This window comes from Acetobacter sp. AC2005 (assembly GCF_037901235.1).
GTDB lineage: Bacteria > Pseudomonadota > Alphaproteobacteria > Acetobacterales > Acetobacteraceae > Acetobacter > Acetobacter oryzoeni.
On the sequence record NZ_CP149625.1, the window covers coordinates 73,386 to 98,160 of the forward strand.

Consider the following 24,775-nt stretch of genomic DNA (forward strand, 5'->3'; position numbering starts at 1 on the left):
TCATGCCCCTTCCTGCCCGTGATAAACAGGAATCTGCCCTTGTTCTTTTCTCTGGTGGCCAAGATTCTGCAACCTGTCTGGCATGGGCGCTGGAACGCTATGGGCGCGTAGAAACACTGGGGTTTGATTACGGCCAGCGCCATGCGGTTGAGCTGGAATGCCGTGCCAGTATTCGCCAAGGGCTTGCGCGACAGAATCCCGTCTGGGCTGAACGCTTGGGAGAAGACCACACCCTGCCCTTGCACGCGCTGGGCGAGGTTTCTGAAACATCCTTAACGCGAGATGCTGAAATCAGCATGGCAGAAAACGGCCTGCCCAATACATTTGTGCCGGGCCGAAATCTGATTTTTCTCACTTTTGCGGCTGCTTTGGCGGCACGGCGTGGCATTAAGCACATTGTTACCGGCGTGTGCGAAACTGATTATTCGGGCTACCCGGATTGCCGGGATGATACCATCAAGGCCCTACAGGTTGCGCTCAACCTTGGCATGGAATCCCGCTACGTTCTGCACACTCCCTTGATGTGGCTGGATAAAGCCGAGACATGGGAACTGGCGGAAGAGCTTGGCGGGCAACCGCTTGTTGAGCTGATCAACAAAGAAAGCCACACCTGTTATTTGGGAGAGCGCGGCACATTGCATGCATGGGGGCATGGGTGCGGCACCTGCCCCGCCTGCCAACTGCGCAAATCTGGGTGGGATGACTACGCAGCCCACAAAAAAGGCACACAGACACATGCCTGATCTTGTTTTTACCCGCCGTTTTTCCATGGGCCATCGGCTTATTCATGGTGCGAGTGAAAGCTGCGCCCTGCCCCACGGCCATAATGAGTTTGTAACCGTACGCCTGAAACCCACATCTTTTGCGCCGCTGGATGGCAAAGGCAACATGCCGGTTTCCTTCCAGAAAGCCAAAAGCACATGGCATCGGTTTGTAGATGAAAAGCTGGATCACGCCCTACAACTTGCAGAGGATGATCCATTGCTGGCGTGGTTTCAAACCAACGAGCCAGCCCGCGCGGCCCGTATTGTCATTACGCCGGGAGACCCCACCACAGAATTGATGGTCTGCCTGCTTATGGCCAAGATCAACGCCTTTCTGGCAGCAGAAGGCGGCCTGCTATGGTGTTCTGAACTGAGTATTCAGGAAACACCCACCAACACAGTCTCTTTTTCCGGTAATCCGGCAGAGTTTATCCCTGCCCCACGACCGCCAGAAAATTGCTGGTGGAACCGGGCGGATATGAGCATATCCGACACCAATAGCCCGGTTACCTTTATCTGATAAAACGCAATAAGAGCCTGCCGTAATCACTGGCAGGCTCTATGCAGTATCAGGCTTCTTTCAGCCCCAGAACACTGGTGGTTTTATCAAATAGCTGCGCACAGAGTGTCGGATTATCTGCCAGTTTCTGGTCGTAAGATGGGATAATCTGCTTCAGCTTTTCTTCCCACTCAGGCAGCTTGCTGGCAAAGCACTTTTTCAGAACTGTCAGCATAATTGGGGCGGCAGTTGATGCACCCGGAGAAGCTCCCAGAAGTGCAGCTACAGATCCATCTGCGCTGGAAATAACTTCCGTACCAAATTGCAGAACACCGCCTTTTTTGGCGTCTTTCTTGATAATCTGCACGCGCTGGCCAGCCACAACCAGTTCCCAATCCTTGGCCTGCGCATCGGGAATAAAGTCCCGCAGCGCCTTGATCCGATCATTGTGGGACTGCATGACCTGTTCGATCAGATACTTGGTAAGCGGCCAGTTATCACGGGCCACAGCCAGCATGGCGCTGATGTTGCTTGCCCGAATGGAACGCGGCAGATCCATTAAGGAACCATTTTTCAGGAACCGGGTAGAAAAGCCCGCATATGGGCCAAACAGCAGCGCTGGGGTGCCGTCTATCATGCGTGTATCCAGATGCGGAACAGACATGGGCGGTGCACCAACAGAAGCCTTACCGTAAATCTTGGCATGGTGCTGTGCAATCAGGTCCGGGTTGGTGCAACGCAGGAACTGCCCGCTAACCGGGAAGCCACCCACACCGCGAGATTCCGGGATACCCGTTTTCTGCAACAGCGGCAGAGCACCACCACCACCACCGATAAAGACAAACCGCGCCTTAACCTCACGTTCCGTATTCAGGCGCGTATCCTGTACCTTGATAACCCAGCGGCCATCTGCATCACGGCGGATATCATGCACCTCGTGCTTGGTGTGCAATGTGCAGGCTGGCGTGCTGACCAGATAGGTAAACAGCAAGCGCGTGAGTGCACCAAAGTTTACATCCGTGCCGCGCAGGCTGCGCGTGACAGCCAGATTTTGCCCCGCGGGGCGGTTGCGCATAATCAGTGGCGCCCACTGCGCAATCTGTGCCTGATCCTGCGTAAACTCCATGCCGGAAAACAGCGGGTGCTCACTCAGCGCCTTATAACGCGCTTGCAGGAAGGATACGTTTTTATCCCCCCACACAAAGCTCATATGTGGCACAGGGGTCAGAAAATCTCGCGCAGAAGCCAGAATGTTCTGCTCAACCAGATACGTCCAGAACTGGCGGGAAACCTGAAACTGCTCGTTTACGTTGATAGCCTTGGAGATATCAACGCTGCCATCTGCCTGCTGTGGCGTGTAGTTTAGCTCACACAAAGCAGAATGGCCTGTGCCGGCGTTGTTCCAGGCGTTGGAGCTTTCTTCCGCCACGCTATCCAGGCGTTCAAAAATGCTGATGCTCCAGTCCGGCTGAAGCTGCCGCAGCAGGGTTCCCAGCGTGGCGCTCATGACGCCCCCACCGATCAGGACGACATCAACAGAAGAAGCGGTATCGGTCGTGGTGGAACTCATCGTGGTCTCCGCATTGTCAGCCGTATCTGCCTTTTGCACCTTACATGCTGGCAGGGCTGGATCCATACCTGCACATGCCCCCAACTTCTTTTGCATGCAAGAAAGAAGTATGCGCGCGCGGCAGGCCTTTAACTGGAAAGCATTATAGGCACATCGTTGCGCTCTCGCCTGCTCATCTCTGCGAGAGCATGGCTGCTTTTCCTGAACCATTCCCCCGTAAGAGCGTTTGGGCTGCTAACCGTTAGGATGGTTTTCTAACATTCACACATAAATGAAAAGGTTTGGGTATGAGCATTATCAAATACGGTTCCGCACATTGGGAAGGTTCCATCAAGGAAGGTAAAGGCACAATTTCCACCGAAAGTGGAGCCTTAAAAGACCAACCTTACGGCTTTAACACCCGCTTTGAAGGCAAGCCCGGTTCCAACCCGGAAGAGCTTTTGGGCGCTGCCCATGCCGCCTGTTTTTCCATGGCTTTTTCGCTCATTCTGGGTGAAGCGGGGCTGACTGCTTCTGCCATTGATACACGCGCAGACGTGAGCCTGAACAAAAAGGATGGTGGGTTTGAAATAGATAAAGTCAACCTCACCCTTAAGGCGCGTATTCCGGGCGCAACCGCGGATCAGTTTGAAAAACTGGCTACAAAAGCCAAGGAAGGCTGCCCGGTTTCCAAACTGTTCAAAGGGGCCTCCATTACCTTGGAAGCCACTCTGCTAGACTAAAAGGTGGATGGGTGGGCTTTTAGCCCACCTGTGCCCGGTGGCGCATTAGATGGTCTGCCAACACGCAGGCCATCATGGCTTCACCCACTGGTACGGCACGAATACCCACACATGGGTCATGCCGGCCTTTGGTAATCACTTCCGTTTCCTTGCCATCGGTTGTGATGGATGGAACCGGCGTGAGCATGGAGCTGGTTGGCTTAACCGCAAAGCGGGCCACAATAGGCTGGCCGCTGGAAATACCGCCCAAAATACCACCTGCGTGGTTGGCTCCAAAAGTCAGCTTGCCATCTCGCATATACAACGGATCTGCATTTTCCTGCCCCGTGAGGGATGCAGAAGCAAAGCCATCTCCAATTTCAACACCTTTTACGGCATTGATGCTCATAAGAGCAGCAGCCAGATCTGAATCCAGCTTGCCATAAACGGGGGCACCCAAACCGGCGGGCACACCCTCAGCCACAACCTCAATCACGGCACCAATGGAAGATCCCGCCTTGCGAATACCCGCAAGATATTCTTCCCATTCCGCCACCACACCGGCATCTGGGCAGAAAAAGGGGTTGCGGTTTACCTCTTCCCAATCCCAACGCGTGCGGTCGATATCATGCGGGCCAAGCTGCACCAGCGCGGCACGAATACGCACGCCATCGCCCAAAATCTTGCGGGCCACAGCGCCTGCGGCCACACGGCAAGCCGTTTCACGCGCAGAGGAACGTCCGCCACCACGGTAATCACGGATGCCGTATTTCAGATCATACGTCAGATCAGCATGGCCGGGGCGATATGTGCGGGCAATATCGCCGTAATCGCGCGAGCGCTGATCTGTGTTTTCGATCATCAGAGAGATAGGCGTGCCTGTTGTCTGCCCTTCGAACACGCCAGACAGAATACGCACCTGATCCGGCTCTTTACGCTGCGTGGTAAAAGCGGATTGCCCCGGCTTGCGCTTATCCAGAAACGGCTGAATATCTGCTTCTGTAAGCGCCAGACGTGGCGGGCATCCATCCACAACACAGCCAATGGCCGGGCCGTGGCTTTCACCCCAAGTGGTTACACGGAAAAGCTGTCCGAAGGTATTGTAAGACACGGCGCGCCCTCAGTCCCCAGCTACAGAAATATCAGGAGCAGTTGGGTTTTTCATGCCCACAACATGGTAGCCGCAATCCACATGGTGCACTTCACCCGTTACGCCGGATGAAAGATCAGACACCATATACAGGCCAGCGCCACCCACTTCTTCCAACGCCACGTTGCGTTCGAGCGGTGAGTTGTACTGGTTCCACTTCAGAATGTAGCGGAAATCCCCAATGCCGTTGGCGGCAAGGGTTTTGATCGGACCTGCGGAAATAGCGTTTACGCGGATGCCATCACGCCCCAGATCTGTTGCCATATACCGCACAGAAGCTTCCAACGCAGCCTTGGCAATGCCCATCACGTTGTAATGCGGCATCACCCGTTCTGCACCGAGATAGCTCAGGGTCAGCAAGGAGCCGCCATTTTTCATCAGCTTGGAAGCGCGCTGCGCAACAGCCGTGAAGGAATAGCAGGAAATATCCAGCGCCTTCAAAAACGCTTCACGCGGGGTATCAACATAGCGCCCACGCAGGAACTGTTTGTCTGCCCAACCAATGGCGTGCACCACAAAGTCCAGCTCACCCCATTCTTTTTCAATGGTGGCAAAAGCAGCATCAATGGCGGCGTCATCTGTAACATCGCAAGGCAGAACCAGGCTGGAGCCTACGCTTTCTGCCAAAGGCTGCACGCGCTTGCCCAGAGCTTCGCCCTGATATGTAAACGCAAGCTCCCCACCCTGTGCCGCAACGGCGGAGGCAATGCCCCATGCAATGGAACGATCATTAGCGACACCCATTACCAGACCCTTCTTGCCCTTCATGAGCGTTCCCTGAGCAGGCAATGTGGCGTTGGGAGAAGACATGCGTGACCTCAACCTATTTTCTGTTGTTCAAATATCCGAATGTTCGCTGGTTGGTCGCATACACGCGCTATTGAAACAAGAGCAAAGCGACACACATGCTTCAAACCCGGTGAACGTAGGAGTATGATAACAGGCGTCAAGCTGCAATGCCGCAGCTTGACGTAAACGAACACGAATTGAGTCCGAGCATGACGGAAACCTCACCTTCTCCCGCAGCCCTCCCATTAGACAGCCAGCCTCTGATTGATCTGGCAGCCAACCCGTTTACGCTGTTTGAAACATGGATGAAGGAGGCGGAAAAGACAGAGGTGAACGACCCCAACGCCATGGTGCTGGCCACCGCCACGCGGGATGGCAGACCATCGGCCCGCATTGTGTTGCTTAAAGGGGCAGACCATAAAGGGTTTGTGTTTTATACCAACACGCACAGCCGCAAGGGGCGTGAGCTGGAAGAAAACCCGCACGTAGCCCTGCTGTTTCACTGGAAAAGTTTGCGCCGCCAGATTCGGATTGAAGGGGCTGTTACCCCCGTAACACCGGAAGAAGCCGATGCATATTTTGCGAGTCGGAGCCGTGTTTCCCGCCTCGGTGCTGTGGCATCGGATCAATCCCGCCCGCTGGCAGACCGCGCCGTATTTGAAGAACGCCTGAAACAGGCGGAAGAAGCATACCCGCAAGACCCTATTCCCCGCCCGGCCAACTGGTCTGGCTACCGGGTAAACCCGGAATATTTTGAGTTCTGGCAGGAACGGCGCTTCCGCTTGCATGATCGCGCTGTATGGGCACGTAATGGAAACGATTGGGATGTTACGCGTTTATATCCGTAAGCGCACAGCCACTTGAAACGTATTATTTTAAAAGACAGCGGAGAAAAATAAGAATGAAAGATGTTCGTAAAATTCTGCTGCCGCTTCCCAGCACATCCAATGCTGAAGCCGCACTGATCCGAGGCTATAACTTTGCCCGCCGCTTTGGCGCTCATCTGGCTGTGCTGCACATTCGCCCAGATGGGCGGGAAATGGCGCCGCTGGCTGGTGAAGGCCTTTCCGGCGCTATGGTGGAAGACCTGATGCGCTCTGCCGAGCACGAAGGCGCACGCCATGCGCATGAAGTGCACGCCCTGTTTGAACGCTTTGTGGCAGCGCATCCAGATATTCAGGTGGTGCCACCACGCGGCCCCTTCCCGATGGATACGCCAACCATCAGCTTTAACATTCTACGCGGTGCGGAAAGTGAAATTGTGCCTGCGCAGGCACGCTTGTCTGACTTCACGCTTGTGCCGCACCCCGATTCAGGTGATGCTGTTTCATCTTCCGAAACCCTGCATGCCGTTCTGTTTGATAGCGGACGCCCGGTGGTTATTGCCCCGCGCACACCGCCCAAAGGGCTTATCAAGCGTGTTTGCATTGCATGGAACGGCACGGCAGAGGCCTCGTCCGCTCTGCGTGGCGCTCTGGCATGGGCATTAACCGCAGATGCCGTACGCGTGCTGCACTGTGGAGATTACCAGCGCCGCGGCCCCACCGCGCAGGACGTGGTGGATTATCTGGCCATTCACGGCATTACGGCGGATTGTGTGGAGTTCCCACCCGTGGACCGAGATGTGGGCAAGGGGCTGGAAGCTGCGTGTAAAGACTTTAATGCCGACATGCTGGCCATGGGTGCTTATTCGCACTCTCGCCTACGCCAGCTCATTCTGGGGGGTGTTACCCGTTATACGCTGGAACATGCCGACATTACGGTGCTGATGAGCCGCTAAGGCCCAAAACGTGCAGAGGGTTTGCCAAAACAAACCCTCTCTCGGTTTCTTTTAGGGGTCAGCAACCTCAAACACAGCGCCATCCCATGCCGGTTCCATACCTGCAGGAAGATGGTCCTGCATCCACTGCCAATCCATATCCGGGCCCATATGGGTGAGTATTATGCGGCGTGGATTGATAGCCTGCTGCCATTCCAGCACGCGTTCCAACCAAGCATGTGCACTATGGGGCTGGCGTTGGAAGCAATCCACCATCCACGTATCTACCCCACGCAGAACTTCCACAGAGTCTTCGGGAAACTCCATCACATCGGTGCTGTAAACAAAGTCTCCGCACCGCACACCTGTCGAGCCAACACGGCCATGCACCTGATCAAACAGGGTAAACTCCGTACCGCTTATGGTAACAGGCTGCCCCATTTTTACCGGGTGTGCTTCCACCACAGCACGGAAAAAGTTTGGTGGTGTCCACGGTTTGAACACATAATCAAACCGCCGCTGAATATCTTCCAGCGTTTGCGCCGCTCCATAAGCGTGTAGAGGCTTTTCAATCACGCGGTTAATGGCGCGCACTTCATCCAACCCGGCAATATGATCCGCATGGGCGTGGGTGAAGATAATGGATTCAAAATCCCTAATGCCATTCGCCAAAAGCTGGGTACGCAAATCCGGCCCCGTATCCACCAATACGCCAGCACCGTTTTTTAACCGCAGCAGAATGGAGGAGCGTGTGCGGGTGTTCCGGGGTTCCTTCGGGTTACACGCGCCCCAGATTCCGTGGCCATCGGCACCACCAACCATGGGCACACCAGCAGAGCCACCACACCCCAGAACTGTAATTTTCATACCCGTTTCTCCCGCATTCTCTTGGCAACCATCACACTGCCTTGCGGAATAACCGATAGAAGTTTTCTGTGGTCATACGTGTGAAATCTGGCAGTTCCATGCCGCGTTCCTGTGCAATCCGGGCTGCCGTATGCGCCACAAAAGCCGGCTGATTGCGCTTGCCGCGCTTTGGCACGGGAGCGAGGTAGGGAGAATCCGTTTCCACCACAATGCGATCTGCCGGAAGATTGCGCGCAACAGCCCGGATTTCATCGCATTTCGGAAATGTGGCGATACCTGAAAAACTGACATATCCGCCCAGATTAACCACACGCTGCGCCAGTTCCGGGCCAGAGGCAAAACAATGCAGCAAAATGGGAAAAGCCCCTTTTGCGTGTTCTTCCTCTAAAATTGTGGCCACATCTTCATCTGCCTGGCGGGCATGGATAATAACCGGCACATCCAGTTCCCGCGCGGCACGAATATGCTGGCGAAAATACTCATGCTGGAGCGGGCGCACATCCTCCTTGCCGTGGAAGTAATCCAGCCCGGTTTCACCAATGCCAATCACTTCGGGCACATCTGCAATGGCCACAATATCCGCCACAGTGGGCAAAGGTTCTTCCTCCACATGGTCTGGATGTGTGCCAACGGTGCACCATACGCGCATATCTGGCGTATCCAGCTTGGCCAGCGCCTTTTGTTGCGGTGCACGGGCCAAGCGGGTACCGATGGTAACCATCCCGCTCAAGCCCGCCTCTTTGGCGGCCTCAAGCAGTTCTGGCATTTCCTCGGCTGAAAAATGATCAAGATGGCAGTGAGAATCTATTAACCCTGCCAGCTTTGTAACGTCCTCTGTCATCATTATGCCTGTTCGGGCTCAACATAGCGGGGGAAGATACCCTGCGGCGCTGGAAGCTGACGCCCACCGGGCAACGGTGTTTCCAATGCGGCAAAGCTGCGCTCTTCTGCCGTAACGGCAAGCTGATCCAGCATGCGCTCCATGCTCTGCGGCATGAAAGGCTGAAGCATGGTGGCAATACCACGCAGGGCATCCACCAACACGCGCAGAACATCCTTCATGCGTTCGGGATCTGTTTTGCGCAGCGCCCACGGGGCCTGATGATCGATATACGCGTTGCAGGCGCGGATAACCTTCCACACATCTTCCAGCGCATCTGTCAGAGCGCACCGCTCGATCTGAGATTTCAGCAGATCTGGCAGCACCATCACCTGCCCCAGCAGATGTGTATCTTCCTCTGTCAGCTCACGCCGTTCTGGCAGAATGCCGCCGCAGTTACGCGCTACCAGAGAAAGCGTGCGCTGGGCCAGATTGCCCAGATCATTCGCCAGTTCCACATTGTTGCGCATGATCAGCGCCTTGCGGGAAAGATCACTATCCCCACCAAAAGGCACTTCGCGCAGCAGGAAGAAGCGAACCGCATCCAGCCCGAATTCCTTTACCAGATCACGCGGGTCCACCACATTGCCCAGAGATTTGCTCATCTTCTGGCCTTCAATGGTCCACCAACCATTGGCAAACACCTTGCGCGGCAATTCAATACCAGCAGCCATAAGGAAAGCTGGCCAGTAAACGGCATGGAAGCGTGCAATATCCTTACCAACCAGATGCAGGTTGGCAGGCCAGAATGCCATGCGCGGCGCGTTGGTATCCGGGTAGCCCAGAGCGCTCAGATAGTTAGCGAGCGCATCAAACCACACATACATAACGTGCTTATCATCACCCGGAACAGGAATGCCCCATTTGAAGCTGGTGCGGCTGATGGAAAGATCGCGCAGACCTTGTTTGACAAAGCTGACAATCTCGTTTCGTGCGCCATGTGGGCCTAGAAAATCCGGATTATTTTCATACAGCTCCAGCAGCCGATCCTGATACTCGGATAGCTTGAAGAAGTAAGAGGGTTCCTTCACCCATTCTACCGGCGCACCTGTGGGGGCAACTTTTTTGCCATCCGGGCCGGGCACCAGTTCATCTTCACCGTAAAAGCATTCATCACGCAGGGCATACCAGCCCTCATACGCGCCCAGATAAATGGCCCCGTTATCCGCCACCTTCTTCCACAATGCCTGCGTGCTGGTAATGTGGCGTGGTTCTGTGGTGCGGATGAAATCATCATAAGAGATGTTCATGGCATCGGCCATGTTGCGGAAATCAGCCGAAACCTTATCTGCAAAACTTTTGGCATCCGTGCCGTTGGCCTGCGCGGCCTGCTCCACCTTCTGGCCGTGCTCATCAGTGCCTGTCAGAAAGAAGACCTCATCCCCTGCCAGACGATGAAAGCGGGCCATCACATCCGCAGCAATAGACGTGTAAGCGTGGCCGATATGGGGCGCTCCGTTCACGTAATAGATGGGCGTAGTTACATAGAAACGACGGGTCATTCTCGGCTCGCAATCGTCATAGCTTCAAGCAGGGCTTCCTGTTTATCCAGATTAAAGCGTTCCGTCTCGGCGTGCTTGCGCATGGTGGCTTCCCACGCATTGGCCAAGGCCACACATTGCGGGTTGCCCTGCCGCGCCGCCTGACGGGCCTGTATCTGGAGTGTGTCTGATAACAGGCTGAAAAACAGACTGAAACCATAATCCCTGCGCAAAATGGTTTCTGCAACCTCATAGCTGCGTAATGGCGTAATACCCTGCACCACTTCGTGCACAAGGCTGGCAATTTCACCACCCTTATCTGCCAGCAAAGCCAGAGCACGCCCCGGCGCGCCGTGGGCCTCTGCCATAACGCGCTGTATTTCTGTATCCGAAGCCTCTGGAGCCTGCGCACGCAGCACGGCAGACATATCTGCTGCATCCAGCGGGGCAAGTTCCAGCTTGCGGCATCGGCTACGGATGGTGGGCAAAAGCCGCCCCGGAGCAGAACAGGTTAACAGCAATACCGTAGCGGGTGGAGGCTCTTCCAGAATTTTCAGCACGGCGTTGGCTGCGCTACGGTTCATGTATTCCGCACCATCCACAATCACAACGCGCCACCCCCCTTCTGCCGCTGTGCGCCGCAAAAAGGAGTTAATGGGGCGCACGTCATCCGCCACAATCTCGCTGCGATATTTCTGACGTTTTTCATCAAACCCGCGGGCAACCACCAGCAAATCTGCATGGGTAGCGGCAGAAACGCGCCGCCCAGCGGGGCTTAGTTCATCCTCCCCACCCAGCAAAATACGTGCCAGCCGGAACGCGAATGTAGCCTTGCCAATGCCCGGTGGCCCCGTAATTAACCACGCATGAGGCAAACGCCCACCCTGCATGGCCTGCCGAAACGCCTGCAAAACGGCCTGATGCCCACACAGTTGCAAAGATGCCAAACGAGGTTCCTGCACGCCCTTAGCCCCCGGCATGGGCCAGATGGGTCTGGATATCTTTCAGAATCTGGGCGTTCACCTGCTCTGCCGAATGGACGGAGGTATCCACCACCACCACCCGTTGCGGCTCGGCCTTGGCAATATGTGCAAACCCATCTGCCAAACGGGCATGAAAATCCTCGTCCGCCTGTTCATACCTGTCTGTTGGCGCACCACGTGCAGCCAGACGTTGGCGGGAGATGGCACGCGGCGCTTGCAGCAGAAAGGTTATATCTGGCTGCAAACCAAGCTGTTTTTGCAGTGTTTCAATCAGGCTTAAAATAGCCGGATCACCATTGGCGCGCCCGTAACCCTGATACGCCATGGTGGAATCGGTAAAGCGATCACACAGCACAATCTGCCCGGCCTTGAGGGCGGGCAGAATGACCTGATCAACATGATCATACCGTGCCGCAAAATGGGTGAGAATTTCTGCCCGAGCAGAGAGCGGATTTTTACCAAAAAGCAAAAGCTGGCGCAGATCTTCCGCCCCGGCAGAACCTCCCGGCTCACGCGTGGCCAGAACTTGCTGGCCCTGCGCTTCCAGATTTTCCTTCAAAAGCCGCAGTTGGGTGGATTTTCCCACCCCTTCTGCGCCTTCCAGCGTTATGAACATGCCACAAGCCATGGATTACAGGTGCAGCCGACGTGCAGCTCGCCCCAAAAAGCCCAGTGCAGGCACGCTCTGCCCGGCTTGCACCGGAATACTGGCCTGCCGCCCACCGGGGAGCGACACTGTAAGTTGCCCCACAACCTGCCCGGCCTGCACAGGCGCAATAATCGGGCCGTTATAGTCCAGCGCCAGATGCGTGCCATTGCGCCAGCCATGTGGCAGAAGGATTTTGAAATCCTGCGCAGCCACCAGCGGCACTGTCTGGGTTACGCCCATCCATACCGGGGCCTGCTCCAGCACATCGCCTTTGCTGACAATCTGTGCGGTTTCAAAATTGGCAAAAGCCCAGCCCATCAGGCGCTCCGCTTCACGTCCACGTGCTGCGGAAGATGGCAGGCCGTTAACAGCCAGCACAACACGCCGCCCTTCACGCTCGGAAGATGCACACAGGCCAAAACCACCTGCATCTGTGTGGCCGGTTTTCAGGCCATCGGCCAGACCTTTAACCACCAGAGAGTTCCGGTTTTCCTGCCGGATTTTATTGAACAGGAACTCTTTTTCCGAGAAGAAGTGGTAGTATTCCGGGAAATCATGGATCAGACGCAGGGCCAGATAGGCCACATCCCGCGCAGACATGTAATGATTTTCTGCCGGCCAGCCGGTTGCATTCATGAAGTGTGAATTGGTCAGCCCCAGCTTGGTGGCTGTATCATTCATCAGCGCCACAAACTGCTCTTCCGAGCCGGAAATGCCTTCTGCAATCACAATACAGGCATCATTACCGGACTGGATGACCATACCCTGAATAAGATCCTGCACGCTCACGCTCTGCCCCAAGGGCACAAACATGCGTGAACCCTGCATACGCCATGCGCGTTCACTTACGGGCAACATCTGGTCCAGCTTCAGGCGGCCAGATTTGAGCATGCCAAATGTTACGTACGCCGTCATCATCTTGGTAAGGGATGATGGGGGCATGCGCTCATCTGCATTTTTCTCAAGCAGTGTGGCACCGCTATTGTAATCCAGAATGCAGGCCCAGCGTGCCTGTGTGTCCACCGGCCCCACGGGCGTGGTGGCGGGTGTATCCGCCCCCGGCACAGCAGGCTGGGCCACCGCAGGTGCTGCACCTTTGGCCGCCGCGCCGTGGTGGCGAGGCCGTGCCATGGCATCAAGCGCATAGGCACCAGAGAAAAGGGCAGCGCCCCCTGCGAGTAAGAACCGTCGAGTCTGCAACATTTTTCCCTATTCGACGACGATATGAGATCCGGTTAAACCAGTAGCAAGTGCCCGCTTAAGGGCGGCATCTGCTTCGCTTATAGTCGCAAAAGGCCCGTAGCGCACAGCCCACATGGTGCTGTGCCCCAAAAACACAGGCCGAACGCTGGCACCTTGTGCCGCCGCCTGCCGCATGGCGGCCAAGCGAGATGTAAAATCCATGGTTTCCACCCACAGCATGCTGGACACAGACGCGCCCTGCATAACAGTGGCTGGCAGATCTGCCAGCACCACCTTGCCCGGCGCAGGTGTTTCCTGCGTGGTGTTATCTGCCAGAACTGTAAGGCCCTGCCTATCCACTGGCGCGTTACCTAATGCCGTTTGTTGCACTTTTTCCAGCGGGGCCGCACTAATCTGCAACATGGGGCCGCCGGGCAGCACCTCGGCAAACTGCCTGCTGGCCATTTCATCTTCCACCACCTGCACACGTGCAGGCTCCTTACCCACGCCAAGCAAATCTGCGGCACGTGGGGAAAGGCCGATCATGCGCCCCGGATCATTCGGGCCACGATCATTCAGGCGGATCACAATCTGCCGCCCGTTATCCAGATTGGTCACGCGCACCACGGCGGGCAGCTGTAATGTCTGATGGCTACCTGTCATGCTGGCAGCGTGCCAGACCTCACCATCCGCTGTCAGATGTCCTTCTGCCTGCGCAGGTTCCCTTACAGCCAGGCCTGTGCCTTGCCATGCAAAGTCTTCGCGCGGGTAAAACCACTTGCCGCCTGCTTGCCAGGCCGGCCCAACTGTATAATGCAGATCCTGCTGTGCCACGGGCTGCGGGCGCGAACAGGCCAGCACTGCCAGGCACCCTACAAGGGCGAGTTTTTTCACGTTATTGCATCACCAAGAAGCCCTACACCCAGCGCGTAGAAATCGGAGGGGTTGTAGCGGCGGATCACGTTGAAATTATGATAGACGATAAAGGCTTCGCCCCCCACCCCATCCGGGCGGATAATCGCACCTTCCTGCACGGCGGTTGAAAACTGCCCCGCGCGTGGCCGCACACCCTGCTGCGCCCACCATGAAATGGGATGCACAGCCGTACGGCCAATTTGTGCCTGCGTTATGGTATCCGGCAGCAATACTTCCTCACCCCACGGCTGGCCGGGCAGCCAATGGCACTTGGCCAGATAATTGGCGATAGAGGCAAAAACATCGGCTTCATTATGCCAGATATCGCGCCGCCCCCCATCCGGGTAGCTGGCCGCGTAACGCAGATAGGCGCTGGGCATGAACTGCGGCTGCCCCATGGCCCCTGCATAGCTGCCCAGCATACCTGCTGGTGTGATATCACCCTGCCCCAGAATGCTCAGCGCCTTCATGAGTTCTGAACGGAAAAAGGCCGAACGCCGGCCATCATAAGCCAGAGTCGCCAAAGCATCGATCACATGGAACGTGCCCATGCGTGTGCCATAAGCAGATTCCAACCCCCAGATCCCCGCAATGGCCCCTTTATCAACACCATATGTGGAACTGATACGGTTGAGCAGCGCTGTACGTTGGCCCACAGCCGCAAGCCCATCGGAAATTTTCTTTTCCGTAAGAACCCGATCTTTGTATTGCGCCCATGTCAGGGTGAATTCTGGCTGATGCCGGTCTGCCTTCAGCACCTTGGCGTTTGGCTGGGTGGTGAGTGCAAGGGCCTGATCTACCACAGCGGCAGAAATACCCTGCCCTATGGCTTCACGCCGCACGCCTGCCAGAAAGGTGGCATAACTGGATGAGGCTGCAGGGTGTGGGAGAGTTGCCGCCGTTGTGCGGGCCAATACAGGTGTGGCGAACAGAGCAGAAGCCCCACCAACAAGAAGTTTTCTTCGTAGCATTAAGGCTTCACGCTTCTGATCTGTGTAACATTCACTGCCATAGAATATAGTGGAATAAGGCCTTTGTCAGGCCATCTTCTTTATTCCCTTATTTTGGGCGCAAACACGTGCACCAATAGGCCCCACGCCCTCTTGACAATACTGTCACAAAAGAGCCTGTTGGAGCCCTGCTGATACTCTTAAAACCTTCAAGACCGTGCTGTTCTGGCCGGAGAGAGATACCCTTCTTTGCTGGATCAGTTTCTGGAACTTACCGCCGCTTACCCTTTTGCGCAGGTTGTTATCGTTATTCTGGCTACATTTGTGCTGGAAGATGCGGCCACGGTTATTACGGCCATTCAGGTTAACCTCCACACACTCTCACCCATTACAGCGCTTATTGCTTTGTATATTGGCATTGTAACTGGCGATGTGGGGCTTTACGGCTTGGGCTATCTGGCTGCACGCTGGAAGCCCGCCCAAAAATGGGTGAACACATCACAAATGGAAAACCAAAAAGTCTGGCTTTCCAAAAACCTGTTCTGGGTTGTATTTGTCAGCCGCTTTATTCCGGGCACCCGGTTGCCGCTTTACACGGCAAGCGGTTTTTTTAACGCGGGTTTGCCTGTATTTACCGCCGCCACATTTCTGGCCACACTTATCTGGACAACCGCATTATTTGCGCTTTCGCTCCATGTTGGTGGGTTTATCCTAGATCATCTTGGCGCATGGCGCTGGGCTGGGCTGGCCGGGTTTGTGTTGGTTATTTTCTTTATGGGCCGTTTGATTGCCCGAGCACAGAAACAGAAGACATGACACAGGCCGAAAAACAGCCTTCTCCTCTCTCCCTTTTTGAATTCTGGCCTGGTTGGGTTTTTTACACCCCCGTTGTGGCATACTGGATTCTGCTGGGCCTGCGCTATGGGGATGTTACCCTGCCCACAGCCGCCAACCCGCGCATTGAAACCGGCGGCCTGTGCGGTGAAAGCAAAAGCAGCATTCTGGATATGGCCGGTAATTATGCCAAACGCTGGATTGCACCTTATGTCACGCTCCCAACAGGCACGCATGACCTTGCGCGCGCTCACGCAGCCATGCAGGCCAAGGGGCTTACGCTACCTGTCGTGGTGAAGCCCGATATTGGGTGCAATGGCACCGGCGTAAAACTGGTGCGCACGGAAGAAGAACTGAAAGCAGCCCTTGCCGCCTTTCCACGCAAGATCAGGCTGGTGATACAAAAGCTGATTCCGTGGAAACACGAAGCCGGGCTGTTTTATATTCGTCACCCTGACAGCCCTATGGGGGAAATTTCATCCCTCACTTACAAGGATATTCCGGCCCTGCGCGGGAATGGGCGCGATACGGTGCTGCAATTGCTACAAAAAGATAGCCGCACCAGCAAAGTGCTGCACATCTACACACCGCGCCTGACCCACTGCCTGCACGAAGTTTTGCCAGATGGTGATGAGCTAGAGCTGGTTTTTGCGGGCAACCACTGTAAAGGGGCCATTTTCCGCAACGGCAAGGCCGACATTACGCCGGAACTCACACGCCAGATTGATGCCATTATGCAGGATATTCCCGATTTTCATTTCGGGCGTATTGATGTGAAGTTCCGTTCTGCTGAAGCGCTACGTGAAGGTAAGGATTTTGAGATTATCGAAATCAACGGCGTAGGCTCAGAAGCCATCCACATCTGGGACTCTCGCACCACACTGCGTGAAGCCTATGCAGCCCAGTTCCACCATTACCGGGAAAGCTTCCGCATTGGCGCCAAAAAGAAGAAGGCTGGCTGGTCTCCCACCAATTTGTGGGAAGGCGTGCGCCTGTGGCAGCGGCAGAAGCGACTTTTGGCTTCCTATCCGTTGAACGACTGATTATTTGGCTTTTTCGCGCTGTTCCCGCCCCAGGCGGGAATGGACGTGACCATAAAACCGATAGCTGGCCCACCCTATCCCGGCATAAGTAAGCAGCAACAACAAAGGGATAGGGTCTCCCTTATACAGGGCCAGCATCATATCCACGCAAAGCGGCGCCACCATGGTTGCGCAGAAGAAAATCCCCAAAAGCGGCACATAGCCCAACCAGATTCCGCGCACAGTAAAACCACCCCACGGCACACTGAAACGACGGGGAATTTCCGGCGCCTTGTTGCGCACCCAGATAACGGTAAAGCACACAATGCCAAACGCCACGGCTGTGCCGAGGCTGACCAGATCACCAATAATATCAATCGGCAACGTAGCGGTAGCCAGCGCCACACCAAGGCCCAGCACAATACTGCCGATCCATGGGGTTTGAAAACGCGGATGCAACTTGCTGAACATTGGCATCAGCAACCCATCTTCCGCCATGGCAAAAAAGATACGGCTTTGGGCATATAACAGCCCCATCAGCACGGAACACAGGCCAATAACGGCCCCCAGTTTTACAAACAAAGCCAGCCACGGCTGATGCATGGCGTTAACGGCTATAGCCAGCGGGTCTGCCACATCCAGCGTCTGCCACGGCACCACGCCTATCAGCACGGCAGCCACAATCATGTACACAACCGTGCAGATGATAAGTGAAAGCACAATGCCAACTGGCACATCGCGCCGGGGGTTTCGTGCCTCCCCAGCTGCAGTGGAAACAGCCTCAAACCCTACATACGCAAAAAAGATAACCGATGCGGCACGGAAAATACCGGGAAAGCCAAACCGAAAACCACCTTCGTATTTGGGAATAAACGGTGTCCAGTAAGAGGGATGCACCTCCCACACACCCAGCGCCACAAACAGCGCCAGAACACCCACTTTGAGAAAAACAATCAGCGCATTGATTTTGAAGGATTCACGCACCCCTAAAACCAGAAGCAAAGAAACCGCCAGAATAGAAAATGCGCCTACGGCATCCATGCGCCAGCCCGCAGCAACGTGACGGGATGCCCCTTCAAACGCAACTTGCAGCGTGGTGGTGGAAAGTGCCGATGGCACATGCACGCCAAAGTCCTGCAAAAGGCTGACAGCGTACCCCGAAAACCCAGCCGCCACCCCTGCGCAAGAAATGCCGTATTCCAGCAAAAGCAGCCACCCCACAGCCCATGCCCAACGTTCCCCCATGGAGACATAGGCATACGTGTAGGCAGAGCCAGAAACTGGCATGGAGGATGCCAGCTCCCCATAGGAAAGAGCCGTAAAAAGGCAGGCAACCCCTGCCACAATAAAGGACAGAAGAATAGAAGGCCCGGCATAATTGGCAGCGGCCGTGCCGGTCATGACATAAATGCCCGCACCAATAGTGGAACCCACACCCAACATGGTGAGCTGTAAGGGCCCCAATGTTCTGCTCAGGCGTTGAGTGCTGTTTTCCTTTTCAATACGCTGTAAGGACTTGCGCCGCGACGAACCAGAAAGATCTCCCATCAGATTATTTCTGGTTCAGTGCATAAAATGGAACAGAATGGTCGCAATACCGCCTACGCCCATGCAGTACCAAGCAAAGGGGGAAAGCGCCCATCTGTCATGATCACGGAAATACCGCATCAGAAAAGCGGTGCTGAACAGTGCAGTCAGGCCAGAAACAACGGCCGCCACCAAAGCAATGCGCATCTGGCCCGGTTGCAGCTCCAGATGCCGCATCTTGAAGGCCTCACGCACCGTGGCAGCCAAAATAACCGGCTGGGCCATCAAAAAGGAAAAGCGTGCTGCCGTATCATGATGCAAACCACGCAGCAGGCCACCGCAAATGGTTGCGCCAGAGCGCGAAAGCCCCGGGAAAAATGCAAGGCACTGAAACAGGCCGATAATCACCGCATCGCGCGATGTCATGCTGGCAACAGAGTTCACGTTTTTACGCACCATACTACTGCGCAACCGTTCCACCACTAGCAAAAGTAGGCCGTTCAAAAACAGAAAGATGGCTGCGGAAGAAGCTGAGCCAAACAGATTGCGCAGGAAGTGCTCAAACAATCCGCCCACCACAACAGCGGGAATGGTGGCCACAATCAGCAGCCACAGAATATGCAGGCTTTCCATTTGCATGCGCTGCCCGCAACTGCCACTGGCCCCCTTAAAAATGGCCAGCCAGTCTTTCCAGAAAAAAACCAGCAGCGCCACAGAGGTGCCCAGATGCAGCATAACCAGAAACGGCAAAAAAGCCGGATCATGCGGATCGTACGACCAATGGAACAGCGCCGGCAGAATAACAGCATGTCCAAGGCTACTTACGGGAAAGAGTTCTGTTGCTCCCTGAAGAAGAGCGATAATGATAGCCTGAAGAAACGACATATGCAGTTACAACCCACGCTGGCACAACTTTGCTGCCTGTCCTTGCACCATGCGCCACCATGCTGCAAGGATTCATGCTAAGTCTTGTACCACAACATCATTATTCAGGATGAAAACACACCCATGAGCAGGCAAAACCGTGCAGGCGCGTGTCTTTTTAGCGGAGCAGTTCTGGCAGCCACGCTGGGTTTTGCCGTTTATGCGCATGGCACCCAGAAATCTCCGGGCACAGATAGCTACGCCCTCTCTGCCCGCTTTGTTTCTGCCAACGGGCTGGAGCGTGGCGCGGATGTAGATATTGCAGGCGTAAAAGTTGGCCGCGTATCTTCCATCACGCTGGACCCAGCCACCCAGATGGCCTTTGTGCACTTTACACTAGATGGTGCCCTGCATTTACCGCAGGACAGCACCCTCACAATCAGCAGCGCCACGCTTTCATCTGAAAACGCGTTGATGATTGAACCTGGCACATCCTCCACCATAGTGCCGCCTAACGGAATGCTGACACATACGCTGGAGCCTACAAGCCTTGAGCAACAGGTGAGCAACTACATCTTTGGTGCCGGAAATCTGGGGCAGTAAGCCCGTATATTCTCTTATCTGATTATTTTTATAACAAAATACGCCAAACCGGGTTGACGACATTACGGAGAATCAGGTAGATCAGCGCCAACACAGTATGGCGGCGTAGCTCAGTGGTAGAGCAGGGGAATCATAATCCCTTGGTCGGAGGTTCAAATCCTTCCGCCGCTACCAATTCCCTTAAAAGACAACACACCCAACAAACACCAAGCCTAGCGCTTGCAGTGTTGTGTGTAGAATGTTGATGGCTTGAAACAGCCTTCAAACACATACAACCAGACCTCGCCTACCCCGCCTCCAGATACAGGAAGCAGGGCAGCAAGGGATCTGAAGATTTTTAGCCTTCGGAAAGTTCAGGCTGAGGTTCAGATTCTTCCCGAACGTCGGGCTGAGGATCCTGTTCCTGCCGGTCTTCACCTTCCTCATTTGCCTGTGCAGCAGCACGCTGCTGGCGGGCGGCAAGGCGCTCGGCGCGTTCTTGCTGGCTTTGCTGTGCAGCCTGCGCCATGGCATTCATGATACGGAAGTAATGTTCAGCATGCTGGAAGTAACCTTCCGCTGCCACGCGGTCTCCGCTGCCTGTAGAATCACGGCCAAGCTGGAGGTATTTTTCAAAAAGCTGCTGGGCTGTGCCACGTACGCGCACATCCGGGCCATGACTATCAAAAACATGATTCCTGTTCATCGGAATCTGTCCATTCAGTTGTCGGGAACTCCCATTGCTCCCGTTGGAACGATGGTGTCTTGTCCGCATCCGTTTTACGTTCATGGGTTTATCACAGCGCTTTCCTGTTCAGGGCACTTTGGCATAAAGAAACAGTCCTGTATTAAAAAGGTATGCTTCCTGAGTGAAGGCCGAATTGTTTTTTCGGAATGGGCTTTATGTAAGGCAACATATAAAGTGTTGCCAAATGAAAGGCCCCCTTGCTGCTTTAATTTCTGATGCAGTGATTTTAGATTTTTACATCTGCTACAGAAGCAAGCTTGAGCAGTGTAGCAACCCAGGCACATAAAGCCAAGTTATTTTTCACGCCTGTTTTTCCAGCACCACAGCGCGGGCAATGCCTGCCAGATCGGCTTTTACATCCACCACGCGCAAGGCATTGGCGCTTGCCAAGGTGCGTAAATCGGCCTCCTGCCCTATGCCAATTTCCAGCACAGCCAACCCACCATCAGCCAACAAAAATGGCAGACGGCTGCAAATATAGCGGTATGCCGCTAACCCATCACCCCCACCATCCAGCGCGCGTACGGGCTCATGCTCACGCACTTCCGGCATAAGGTCGGCCAAATCCGAAGTAGGAATATACGGTGGGTTGCTCAGCACCACATCAAAACGCATGCCTGGGGCCAAAGCAGCATCCCACTCCGCCACCATAAACAACGCGCGATCCTGCATACCGCAACGTTGGGCATTGCCATGCGCCAAAATGGCAGCCTGCGGGTTAATATCCACCCCCACCCCATGCGCCTTAGGGTATTCGGCCAAAGCTGCCAGCAGTAAACAGCCCGTGCCTGTGCCTAAATCCAGAATATTCAACGCTGATGCCTGATCCGAGCGATACTCCAGAAGGCTTGTAATAAGTGTTTCTGTATCTCCACGCGGCACAAGGCTTGCTGGCGATACGGCCAAATCCAAACTCCAGAACCCTTTGCTGCCCGTAATATAGGCAAAAGGCTCATGTGTTGCGCGGCGCTTTACGTAAGAAAAGAAAGGCTCACTTGGCACGTTTTCTGTTGGGGAGCGTGCCAGAAGTTGCTCTGGCGTAAGAGAAAGCGCATGAATAAGCAGTAATCGGGCTTCCCGCCGCGGGCCTTCAATACCGGCTTGCGCCAAAAGCTGCGTACCCTCACGCAACAGTTGCGCTATGGGTTGGCAGGGAACTTTTTTTTCTGCTGTATTCACGCACGCAACCTTGATGGATTGATCTGGTTAGACATCAATGCCCCAATTTTTCCGCCGCATCCAGCACACAACCACCTGCTTGCTCACCCTTTTGGCAATGCTGCCATTTTCGTACGCATATGCAGGTGAGTTTACGGTAACAGACGGCAAAGCTGATGCTGAAATTTCAGAAGTTTCACGCATCTATCTAGATGGCAAACTTGTCAGCGTGATCCGGCTGGATGACAAAAATCAGGAAAAAACGGTAAAAATCACCACCCCTATGGGTCGGTTAGACCACACCTATACCTTATGTGGTGAGATCACCATTCGCTCCCCCGAAGGGCGGGTGGAAACCCATGAGGTGGATAGCGATGGCACGCTCCACAACCCCGATGGCCACCATTTTTATGCCTTGGGTTCTGACAATTTTACCGAATTCTTTTTAACAGACCCCAATGCGCCAGAAGCGGCAGAGCATCATCCCGGCCGTTCTGGCGTATGTGCCGCACCTATTAGTTAAAAACCTTCAGCCGCCAGCAATGCTGCCTGTTCTTCCTGCGTGAGGGCATCCACAAACTCATCCAGTTCCCCCAACATGACACGATCAATTTTATAAAGTGTCAGGTTGATCCGATGGTCTGTGACACGCCCCTGCGGGAAGTTATAGGTACGAATACGCTCTGATCTATCACCCGTACCGACCTGAGAACGCCTGTCTGCCGCCCGGTTGGCATGCGCCTGCGCCCTTTCACGCTCATACAAACGCGCCCGCAAAATTTTCATGGCCTTGGCGCGGTTCTTATGCTGGCTTTTTTCTTCCTGCATGGAAACCACAATGCCACTGGGCATATGGGTAAGGCGTACGGCACTTTCCGTCTTATTCACGTGCTGCCCACCCGCGCCAGAAGCCCGAAACACATCTACCCGCAGGTCTGTTTCGTTAATATCTACATCCACTTCTTCGGCTTCCGGCAACACGGCTACCGTAACTGTGGATGTATGAATACGGCCCTGGCTTTCCGTAGCAGGCACACGCTGCACCCGGTGCACACCGGATTCATACTTCAACCGCGCAAACACGCCTTTGCCGTTAATTTCGGCAATGCCTTCACGCAAACCGCCCAGCTCACTTTCGTCATAATCCATAACGGTAAAGCGCCAGCCATTCAGATCGGCATAGCGGCGGTACATATCAAACAGCTCGGCAGCGAACAGGCCTGCTTCATCGCCCCCAGCTGCGGGGCGCACTTCCAGAATAGCACTGCGCGCATCTGCCACATCTTTTGGCAGCAGAGACAGGCGCACATCCTTTTGCAACTGCGGAAGTTGCTCACGCAATTCGGCCAGCTCAGCTTCTGCCAGTTCCTTCATTTCCGGATCTGCCAAAAGCTGTTCGGCTTGCTGAATGCCGTCTTCCACCCCGCGCAGGGCGTTGATACGCGCCACAACGGGTTCGATTTCAGCATACTCGCGTGAGGCCTGAGTAAAGGCCTCACCATTCAGACCACTTGCTAGCTGCGCTTCCAGTTCAAGCGCGCGGCTAACAATCTGGTCTAACCGTTCGTCAAACTTCATGCCGCAAATACGTCTTGCGCTTTAGAAAGCAGCGTATCGCGAGAGACTTCCTGCTCCGCCCCTGTTTCCATGTTTTTCACACGGAACAGACCTTTGGCCAGTTCATCTTCACCAAGGAAAAGCACGTGGCTGGCGTTCTGCTTGCCCGCACGCTCCATGCGTTTGCGCAGTGAGCCCTTATAGCCAATTTCTGTTCTCACGCCCTGCCTGCGCAAACCCTGCAAAATCTGCACAACTGCGCTTTCATCCGGCGTGCCAACGGGCACCAGCACAACCGAGCGCGGTGCTGCGGGCACCTGTTCCAGCAGCATGGACAGGCGCTCAATACCCGCAGCCCAGCCAATAGCTGGCACTTCCGGGCCGCCCATCTGTTTCACCAAGCCATCATACCGGCCACCAGCCAGCACTGTGCCCTGAGACCCCAAGCGGTTGGTTACAAACTCAAACGTGGTGTGGTTGTAGTAATCCAGCCCGCGCACAATGCTGGGGTTTACGGTGTAGGCAATGCCAAACACATCCAGCTTGTTGCGCAGATCATCCCAGAACGCACGTGCTTCTGGCGTAAGGAATTCCGCCATCATGGGCGCATCCGCCACCAGAACCTTGTCGCCCGCATCCTTGCTATCCAGAATACGCAGCGGGTTCTTTTCCAAGCGGGTCAGGCTGTCTTCGGACAGTTTGTCCTTATGAGCAGAAAAATACGCCACCAGAGCATCACGCCACGCATCACGGCTAGCGGCATCACCCAACGTATTCAGTTCAAGGGTAACGTAATCTGCAATACCGAGTGCCTTGAGCACTTCGTACCCCATGGCAATGGCTTCTGCATCTGCCAGAGGTTCTGCTGCGCCCAGAAGCTCTGCACCAATTTGGTGAAACTGGCGATACCGCCCTTTCTGGGGCCGTTCATGCCGGAACATGGGGCCAGCATAAAACACTTTTTGTGGGAGAGACTGCGTAAGCGCATTGGTCACCAAAGCGCGGCAAATGGCTGCCGTGCCTTCTGGTCGCAATGTCAGGCTTTCACCATCCCGATCGCTGAAGGAATACATTTCCTTGGAAACAACATCGGACGTATCCCCCAAGGAGCGGGAGAAAACCCGCGTATCTTCAAAAATCGGGGTTGCCCATTCATCAAACCCGTAAACACCTGCAATCCGGCGCGCTGTGTCTACCACATGCGCGTGGCGGCGCTGGTCTTCTCCAATAAGGTCGTGCGTTCCTCTTACGGGCTGAATGCTGCTCACGAATACATATTCCCACACCACGGCACCCGTCACCTTGGCTGGCGTGGTGTTTTTTGCTGTTTAAATGGCACGTCTG

26 protein-coding genes and 1 tRNA gene are annotated in these 24,775 nt (G+C 55.0%); 10 read left to right on the plus strand and 17 right to left on the minus strand.

Going from position 1 to position 24,775, the window contains the following annotated elements; genetic code table 11:
- Positions 1–2: 2 nt before the first annotated feature.
- Together queC and QQM41_RS00375 are read left to right on the plus strand one after the other, a co-directional pair.
- Entirely contained in the window at positions 3–743 is a 741-nt protein-coding gene (gene queC / locus QQM41_RS00370; RefSeq protein ID WP_339077426.1) for a 7-cyano-7-deazaguanine synthase QueC, read from the plus strand.
- Positions 736–1,284 (plus strand): 6-carboxytetrahydropterin synthase, encoded by a 549-nt coding sequence (locus tag QQM41_RS00375; RefSeq protein WP_339077427.1) that lies wholly within the window; start codon positions 736–738, stop codon positions 1,282–1,284. Before queC ends, QQM41_RS00375 begins: the two co-directional genes overlap by 8 nt.
- A gap of 49 nt (positions 1,285–1,333) precedes the next feature.
- Here the strand turns inward: QQM41_RS00375 and QQM41_RS00380 are convergent, their stop codons facing one another.
- A complete protein-coding gene (locus tag QQM41_RS00380; RefSeq protein ID WP_408874568.1) occupies positions 1,334–2,833 on the minus strand; it encodes a malate:quinone oxidoreductase in 1,500 nt (499 codons plus the stop codon).
- 287 nt (positions 2,834–3,120) lie between these two features.
- On the opposite strand from QQM41_RS00380, the gene QQM41_RS00385 reads away from it, so the two are divergent.
- On the plus strand, positions 3,121–3,555 hold the full coding sequence (locus QQM41_RS00385) for an OsmC family protein (RefSeq protein WP_003623526.1): 435 nt from the start codon (positions 3,121–3,123) through the stop codon (positions 3,553–3,555).
- A gap of 19 nt (positions 3,556–3,574) precedes the next feature.
- Here the strand turns inward: QQM41_RS00385 and aroC are convergent, their stop codons facing one another.
- Both aroC and fabI read right to left on the minus strand, forming a co-directional pair.
- Entirely contained in the window at positions 3,575–4,645 is a 1,071-nt protein-coding gene (gene aroC, locus QQM41_RS00390; protein WP_003623525.1) for a chorismate synthase, read from the minus strand.
- A 9-nt stretch (positions 4,646–4,654) separates the two neighbouring features.
- Positions 4,655–5,494, minus strand: a complete 840-nt coding sequence (fabI, locus tag QQM41_RS00395; protein WP_003623523.1) for an enoyl-ACP reductase FabI — start codon at positions 5,492–5,494, stop codon at positions 4,655–4,657.
- A 146-nt stretch (positions 5,495–5,640) separates the two neighbouring features.
- Between fabI and pdxH the strand changes: the two genes are divergently transcribed.
- Together pdxH and QQM41_RS00405 are read left to right on the plus strand one after the other, a co-directional pair.
- Positions 5,641–6,321: a pyridoxamine 5'-phosphate oxidase gene (gene pdxH, locus QQM41_RS00400; protein WP_196332546.1), complete on the plus strand. Its 681-nt coding sequence runs from the start codon at positions 5,641–5,643 to the stop codon at positions 6,319–6,321.
- A 53-nt stretch (positions 6,322–6,374) separates the two neighbouring features.
- Positions 6,375–7,253, plus strand: a complete 879-nt coding sequence (locus QQM41_RS00405; RefSeq protein WP_087651355.1) for a universal stress protein — start codon at positions 6,375–6,377, stop codon at positions 7,251–7,253.
- 51 nt (positions 7,254–7,304) lie between these two features.
- Here the strand turns inward: QQM41_RS00405 and QQM41_RS00410 are convergent, their stop codons facing one another.
- The 8 genes from QQM41_RS00410 to QQM41_RS00445 are packed head-to-tail and all read right to left on the minus strand — an operon-like array spanning position 7,305 to position 15,160.
- Positions 7,305–8,099, minus strand: a complete 795-nt coding sequence (locus QQM41_RS00410; RefSeq protein ID WP_339077429.1) for an MBL fold metallo-hydrolase — start codon at positions 8,097–8,099, stop codon at positions 7,305–7,307.
- A 31-nt stretch (positions 8,100–8,130) separates the two neighbouring features.
- Positions 8,131–8,943: a TatD family hydrolase gene (locus tag QQM41_RS00415; protein WP_339077430.1), complete on the minus strand. Its 813-nt coding sequence runs from the start codon at positions 8,941–8,943 to the stop codon at positions 8,131–8,133.
- Positions 8,943–10,481, minus strand: a complete 1,539-nt coding sequence (gene metG, locus QQM41_RS00420; RefSeq protein ID WP_050819701.1) for a methionine--tRNA ligase — start codon at positions 10,479–10,481, stop codon at positions 8,943–8,945. The genes QQM41_RS00415 and metG overlap by 1 nt, the downstream gene beginning before the upstream one ends.
- On the minus strand, positions 10,478–11,422 hold the full coding sequence (locus tag QQM41_RS00425) for a DNA polymerase III subunit delta' (protein WP_339077431.1): 945 nt from the start codon (positions 11,420–11,422) through the stop codon (positions 10,478–10,480). Before QQM41_RS00425 ends, metG begins: the two co-directional genes overlap by 4 nt.
- Positions 11,423–11,426: 4 nt before the next feature.
- On the minus strand, positions 11,427–12,071 hold the full coding sequence (tmk, locus tag QQM41_RS00430; RefSeq protein ID WP_339077432.1) for a dTMP kinase: 645 nt from the start codon (positions 12,069–12,071) through the stop codon (positions 11,427–11,429).
- A 3-nt stretch (positions 12,072–12,074) separates the two neighbouring features.
- Entirely contained in the window at positions 12,075–13,295 is a 1,221-nt protein-coding gene (locus QQM41_RS00435; RefSeq protein ID WP_339077433.1) for a D-alanyl-D-alanine carboxypeptidase family protein, read from the minus strand.
- Between the two features lie 6 nt (positions 13,296–13,301).
- Positions 13,302–14,168 carry an RlpA-like double-psi beta-barrel domain-containing protein gene (locus QQM41_RS00440; RefSeq protein WP_339077434.1) on the minus strand — a complete coding sequence of 289 codons (867 nt, stop codon included), beginning with the start codon at positions 14,166–14,168 and terminating at the stop codon, positions 13,302–13,304.
- Positions 14,165–15,160 (minus strand): lytic murein transglycosylase, encoded by a 996-nt coding sequence (locus tag QQM41_RS00445; RefSeq protein WP_339077435.1) that lies wholly within the window; start codon positions 15,158–15,160, stop codon positions 14,165–14,167. Before QQM41_RS00445 ends, QQM41_RS00440 begins: the two co-directional genes overlap by 4 nt.
- 228 nt (positions 15,161–15,388) lie before the next feature.
- Here QQM41_RS00445 and QQM41_RS00450 point away from each other — a divergent pair, with 228 nt between their 5' ends.
- Together QQM41_RS00450 and QQM41_RS00455 are read left to right on the plus strand one after the other, a co-directional pair.
- Positions 15,389–15,955 (plus strand): VTT domain-containing protein, encoded by a 567-nt coding sequence (locus QQM41_RS00450; RefSeq protein ID WP_339077436.1) that lies wholly within the window; start codon positions 15,389–15,391, stop codon positions 15,953–15,955.
- Positions 15,952–17,016, plus strand: coding sequence for a D-alanine--D-alanine ligase (locus tag QQM41_RS00455; RefSeq protein WP_339077437.1), 1,065 nt, complete (start codon positions 15,952–15,954; stop codon positions 17,014–17,016). Before QQM41_RS00450 ends, QQM41_RS00455 begins: the two co-directional genes overlap by 4 nt.
- Here the strand turns inward: QQM41_RS00455 and QQM41_RS00460 are convergent, their stop codons facing one another.
- Together QQM41_RS00460 and QQM41_RS00465 are read right to left on the minus strand one after the other, a co-directional pair.
- Positions 17,017–18,543, minus strand: coding sequence for an amino acid permease (locus tag QQM41_RS00460; RefSeq protein WP_128105230.1), 1,527 nt, complete (start codon positions 18,541–18,543; stop codon positions 17,017–17,019). It lies immediately after the preceding gene.
- 15 nt (positions 18,544–18,558) lie between these two features.
- A complete protein-coding gene (locus QQM41_RS00465) occupies positions 18,559–19,407 on the minus strand; it encodes an undecaprenyl-diphosphate phosphatase (protein ID WP_339077439.1) in 849 nt (282 codons plus the stop codon).
- 123 nt (positions 19,408–19,530) lie between these two features.
- Between QQM41_RS00465 and QQM41_RS00470 the strand changes: the two genes are divergently transcribed.
- Both QQM41_RS00470 and QQM41_RS00475 read left to right on the plus strand, forming a co-directional pair.
- Entirely contained in the window at positions 19,531–19,989 is a 459-nt protein-coding gene (locus tag QQM41_RS00470; protein ID WP_339077440.1) for an MlaD family protein, read from the plus strand.
- Positions 19,990–20,088: 99 nt separating this feature from the next.
- Positions 20,089–20,163 (plus strand) — tRNA-Met (locus tag QQM41_RS00475).
- Positions 20,164–20,326: 163 nt separating this feature from the next.
- Here QQM41_RS00475 and QQM41_RS00480 read toward each other — a convergent pair.
- Positions 20,327–20,758: a DUF4167 domain-containing protein gene (locus QQM41_RS00480; RefSeq protein WP_050819693.1), complete on the minus strand. Its 432-nt coding sequence runs from the start codon at positions 20,756–20,758 to the stop codon at positions 20,327–20,329.
- Positions 20,759–21,016: 258 nt separating this feature from the next.
- Positions 21,017–21,895 (minus strand): peptide chain release factor N(5)-glutamine methyltransferase, encoded by an 879-nt coding sequence (gene prmC / locus QQM41_RS00485; protein ID WP_339077441.1) that lies wholly within the window; start codon positions 21,893–21,895, stop codon positions 21,017–21,019.
- Between the two features lie 37 nt (positions 21,896–21,932).
- On the opposite strand from prmC, the gene QQM41_RS00490 reads away from it, so the two are divergent.
- The gene (locus QQM41_RS00490; protein WP_339077442.1) at positions 21,933–22,397 is read left to right on the plus strand and encodes a hypothetical protein; all 465 of its coding nucleotides are present in this window, start codon (positions 21,933–21,935) and stop codon (positions 22,395–22,397) included.
- Here QQM41_RS00490 and prfA read toward each other — a convergent pair.
- The gene (gene prfA / locus QQM41_RS00495; RefSeq protein ID WP_003628752.1) at positions 22,394–23,452 is read right to left on the minus strand and encodes a peptide chain release factor 1; all 1,059 of its coding nucleotides are present in this window, start codon (positions 23,450–23,452) and stop codon (positions 22,394–22,396) included. The two genes, QQM41_RS00490 and prfA, sit on opposite strands and share 4 nt — an antisense overlap.
- A complete protein-coding gene (hisS, locus tag QQM41_RS00500) occupies positions 23,449–24,699 on the minus strand; it encodes a histidine--tRNA ligase (protein ID WP_339077443.1) in 1,251 nt (416 codons plus the stop codon). The genes prfA and hisS overlap by 4 nt, the downstream gene beginning before the upstream one ends.
- Positions 24,700–24,775: the final 76 nt, after the last annotated feature.

Coding starts and splice junctions, on each gene's coding strand:
- QQM41_RS00490 (WP_339077442.1), top strand. CDS start 21,933: ATGCCCCAATTTTTCCGCCGCATCCAGCACACAACCACCTGCTTGCTC.
- QQM41_RS00470 (WP_339077440.1), top strand. CDS start 19,531: ATGAGCAGGCAAAACCGTGCAGGCGCGTGTCTTTTTAGCGGAGCAGTT.
- QQM41_RS00465 (WP_339077439.1), bottom strand. CDS start 19,407: ATGTCGTTTCTTCAGGCTATCATTATCGCTCTTCTTCAGGGAGCAACA.
- QQM41_RS00410 (WP_339077429.1), bottom strand. CDS start 8,099: ATGAAAATTACAGTTCTGGGGTGTGGTGGCTCTGCTGGTGTGCCCATG.
- QQM41_RS00375 (WP_339077427.1), top strand. CDS start 736: ATGCCTGATCTTGTTTTTACCCGCCGTTTTTCCATGGGCCATCGGCTT.
- QQM41_RS00480 (WP_050819693.1), bottom strand. CDS start 20,758: ATGAACGTAAAACGGATGCGGACAAGACACCATCGTTCCAACGGGAGC.
- fabI (WP_003623523.1), bottom strand. CDS start 5,494: ATGTCTTCTCCCAACGCCACATTGCCTGCTCAGGGAACGCTCATGAAG.
- QQM41_RS00380 (WP_408874568.1), bottom strand. CDS start 2,833: ATGAGTTCCACCACGACCGATACCGCTTCTTCTGTTGATGTCGTCCTG.
- QQM41_RS00455 (WP_339077437.1), top strand. CDS start 15,952: ATGACACAGGCCGAAAAACAGCCTTCTCCTCTCTCCCTTTTTGAATTC.
- QQM41_RS00445 (WP_339077435.1), bottom strand. CDS start 15,160: ATGCTACGAAGAAAACTTCTTGTTGGTGGGGCTTCTGCTCTGTTCGCC.
- QQM41_RS00385 (WP_003623526.1), top strand. CDS start 3,121: ATGAGCATTATCAAATACGGTTCCGCACATTGGGAAGGTTCCATCAAG.
- pdxH (WP_196332546.1), top strand. CDS start 5,641: ATGCCGCAGCTTGACGTAAACGAACACGAATTGAGTCCGAGCATGACG.
- metG (WP_050819701.1), bottom strand. CDS start 10,481: ATGACCCGTCGTTTCTATGTAACTACGCCCATCTATTACGTGAACGGA.
- tmk (WP_339077432.1), bottom strand. CDS start 12,071: ATGGCTTGTGGCATGTTCATAACGCTGGAAGGCGCAGAAGGGGTGGGA.
- queC (WP_339077426.1), top strand. CDS start 3: ATGCCCCTTCCTGCCCGTGATAAACAGGAATCTGCCCTTGTTCTTTTC.
- prfA (WP_003628752.1), bottom strand. CDS start 23,452: ATGAAGTTTGACGAACGGTTAGACCAGATTGTTAGCCGCGCGCTTGAA.
- QQM41_RS00435 (WP_339077433.1), bottom strand. CDS start 13,295: ATGTTGCAGACTCGACGGTTCTTACTCGCAGGGGGCGCTGCCCTTTTC.
- QQM41_RS00415 (WP_339077430.1), bottom strand. CDS start 8,943: ATGATGACAGAGGACGTTACAAAGCTGGCAGGGTTAATAGATTCTCAC.
- QQM41_RS00460 (WP_128105230.1), bottom strand. CDS start 18,543: ATGGGAGATCTTTCTGGTTCGTCGCGGCGCAAGTCCTTACAGCGTATT.
- QQM41_RS00405 (WP_087651355.1), top strand. CDS start 6,375: ATGAAAGATGTTCGTAAAATTCTGCTGCCGCTTCCCAGCACATCCAAT.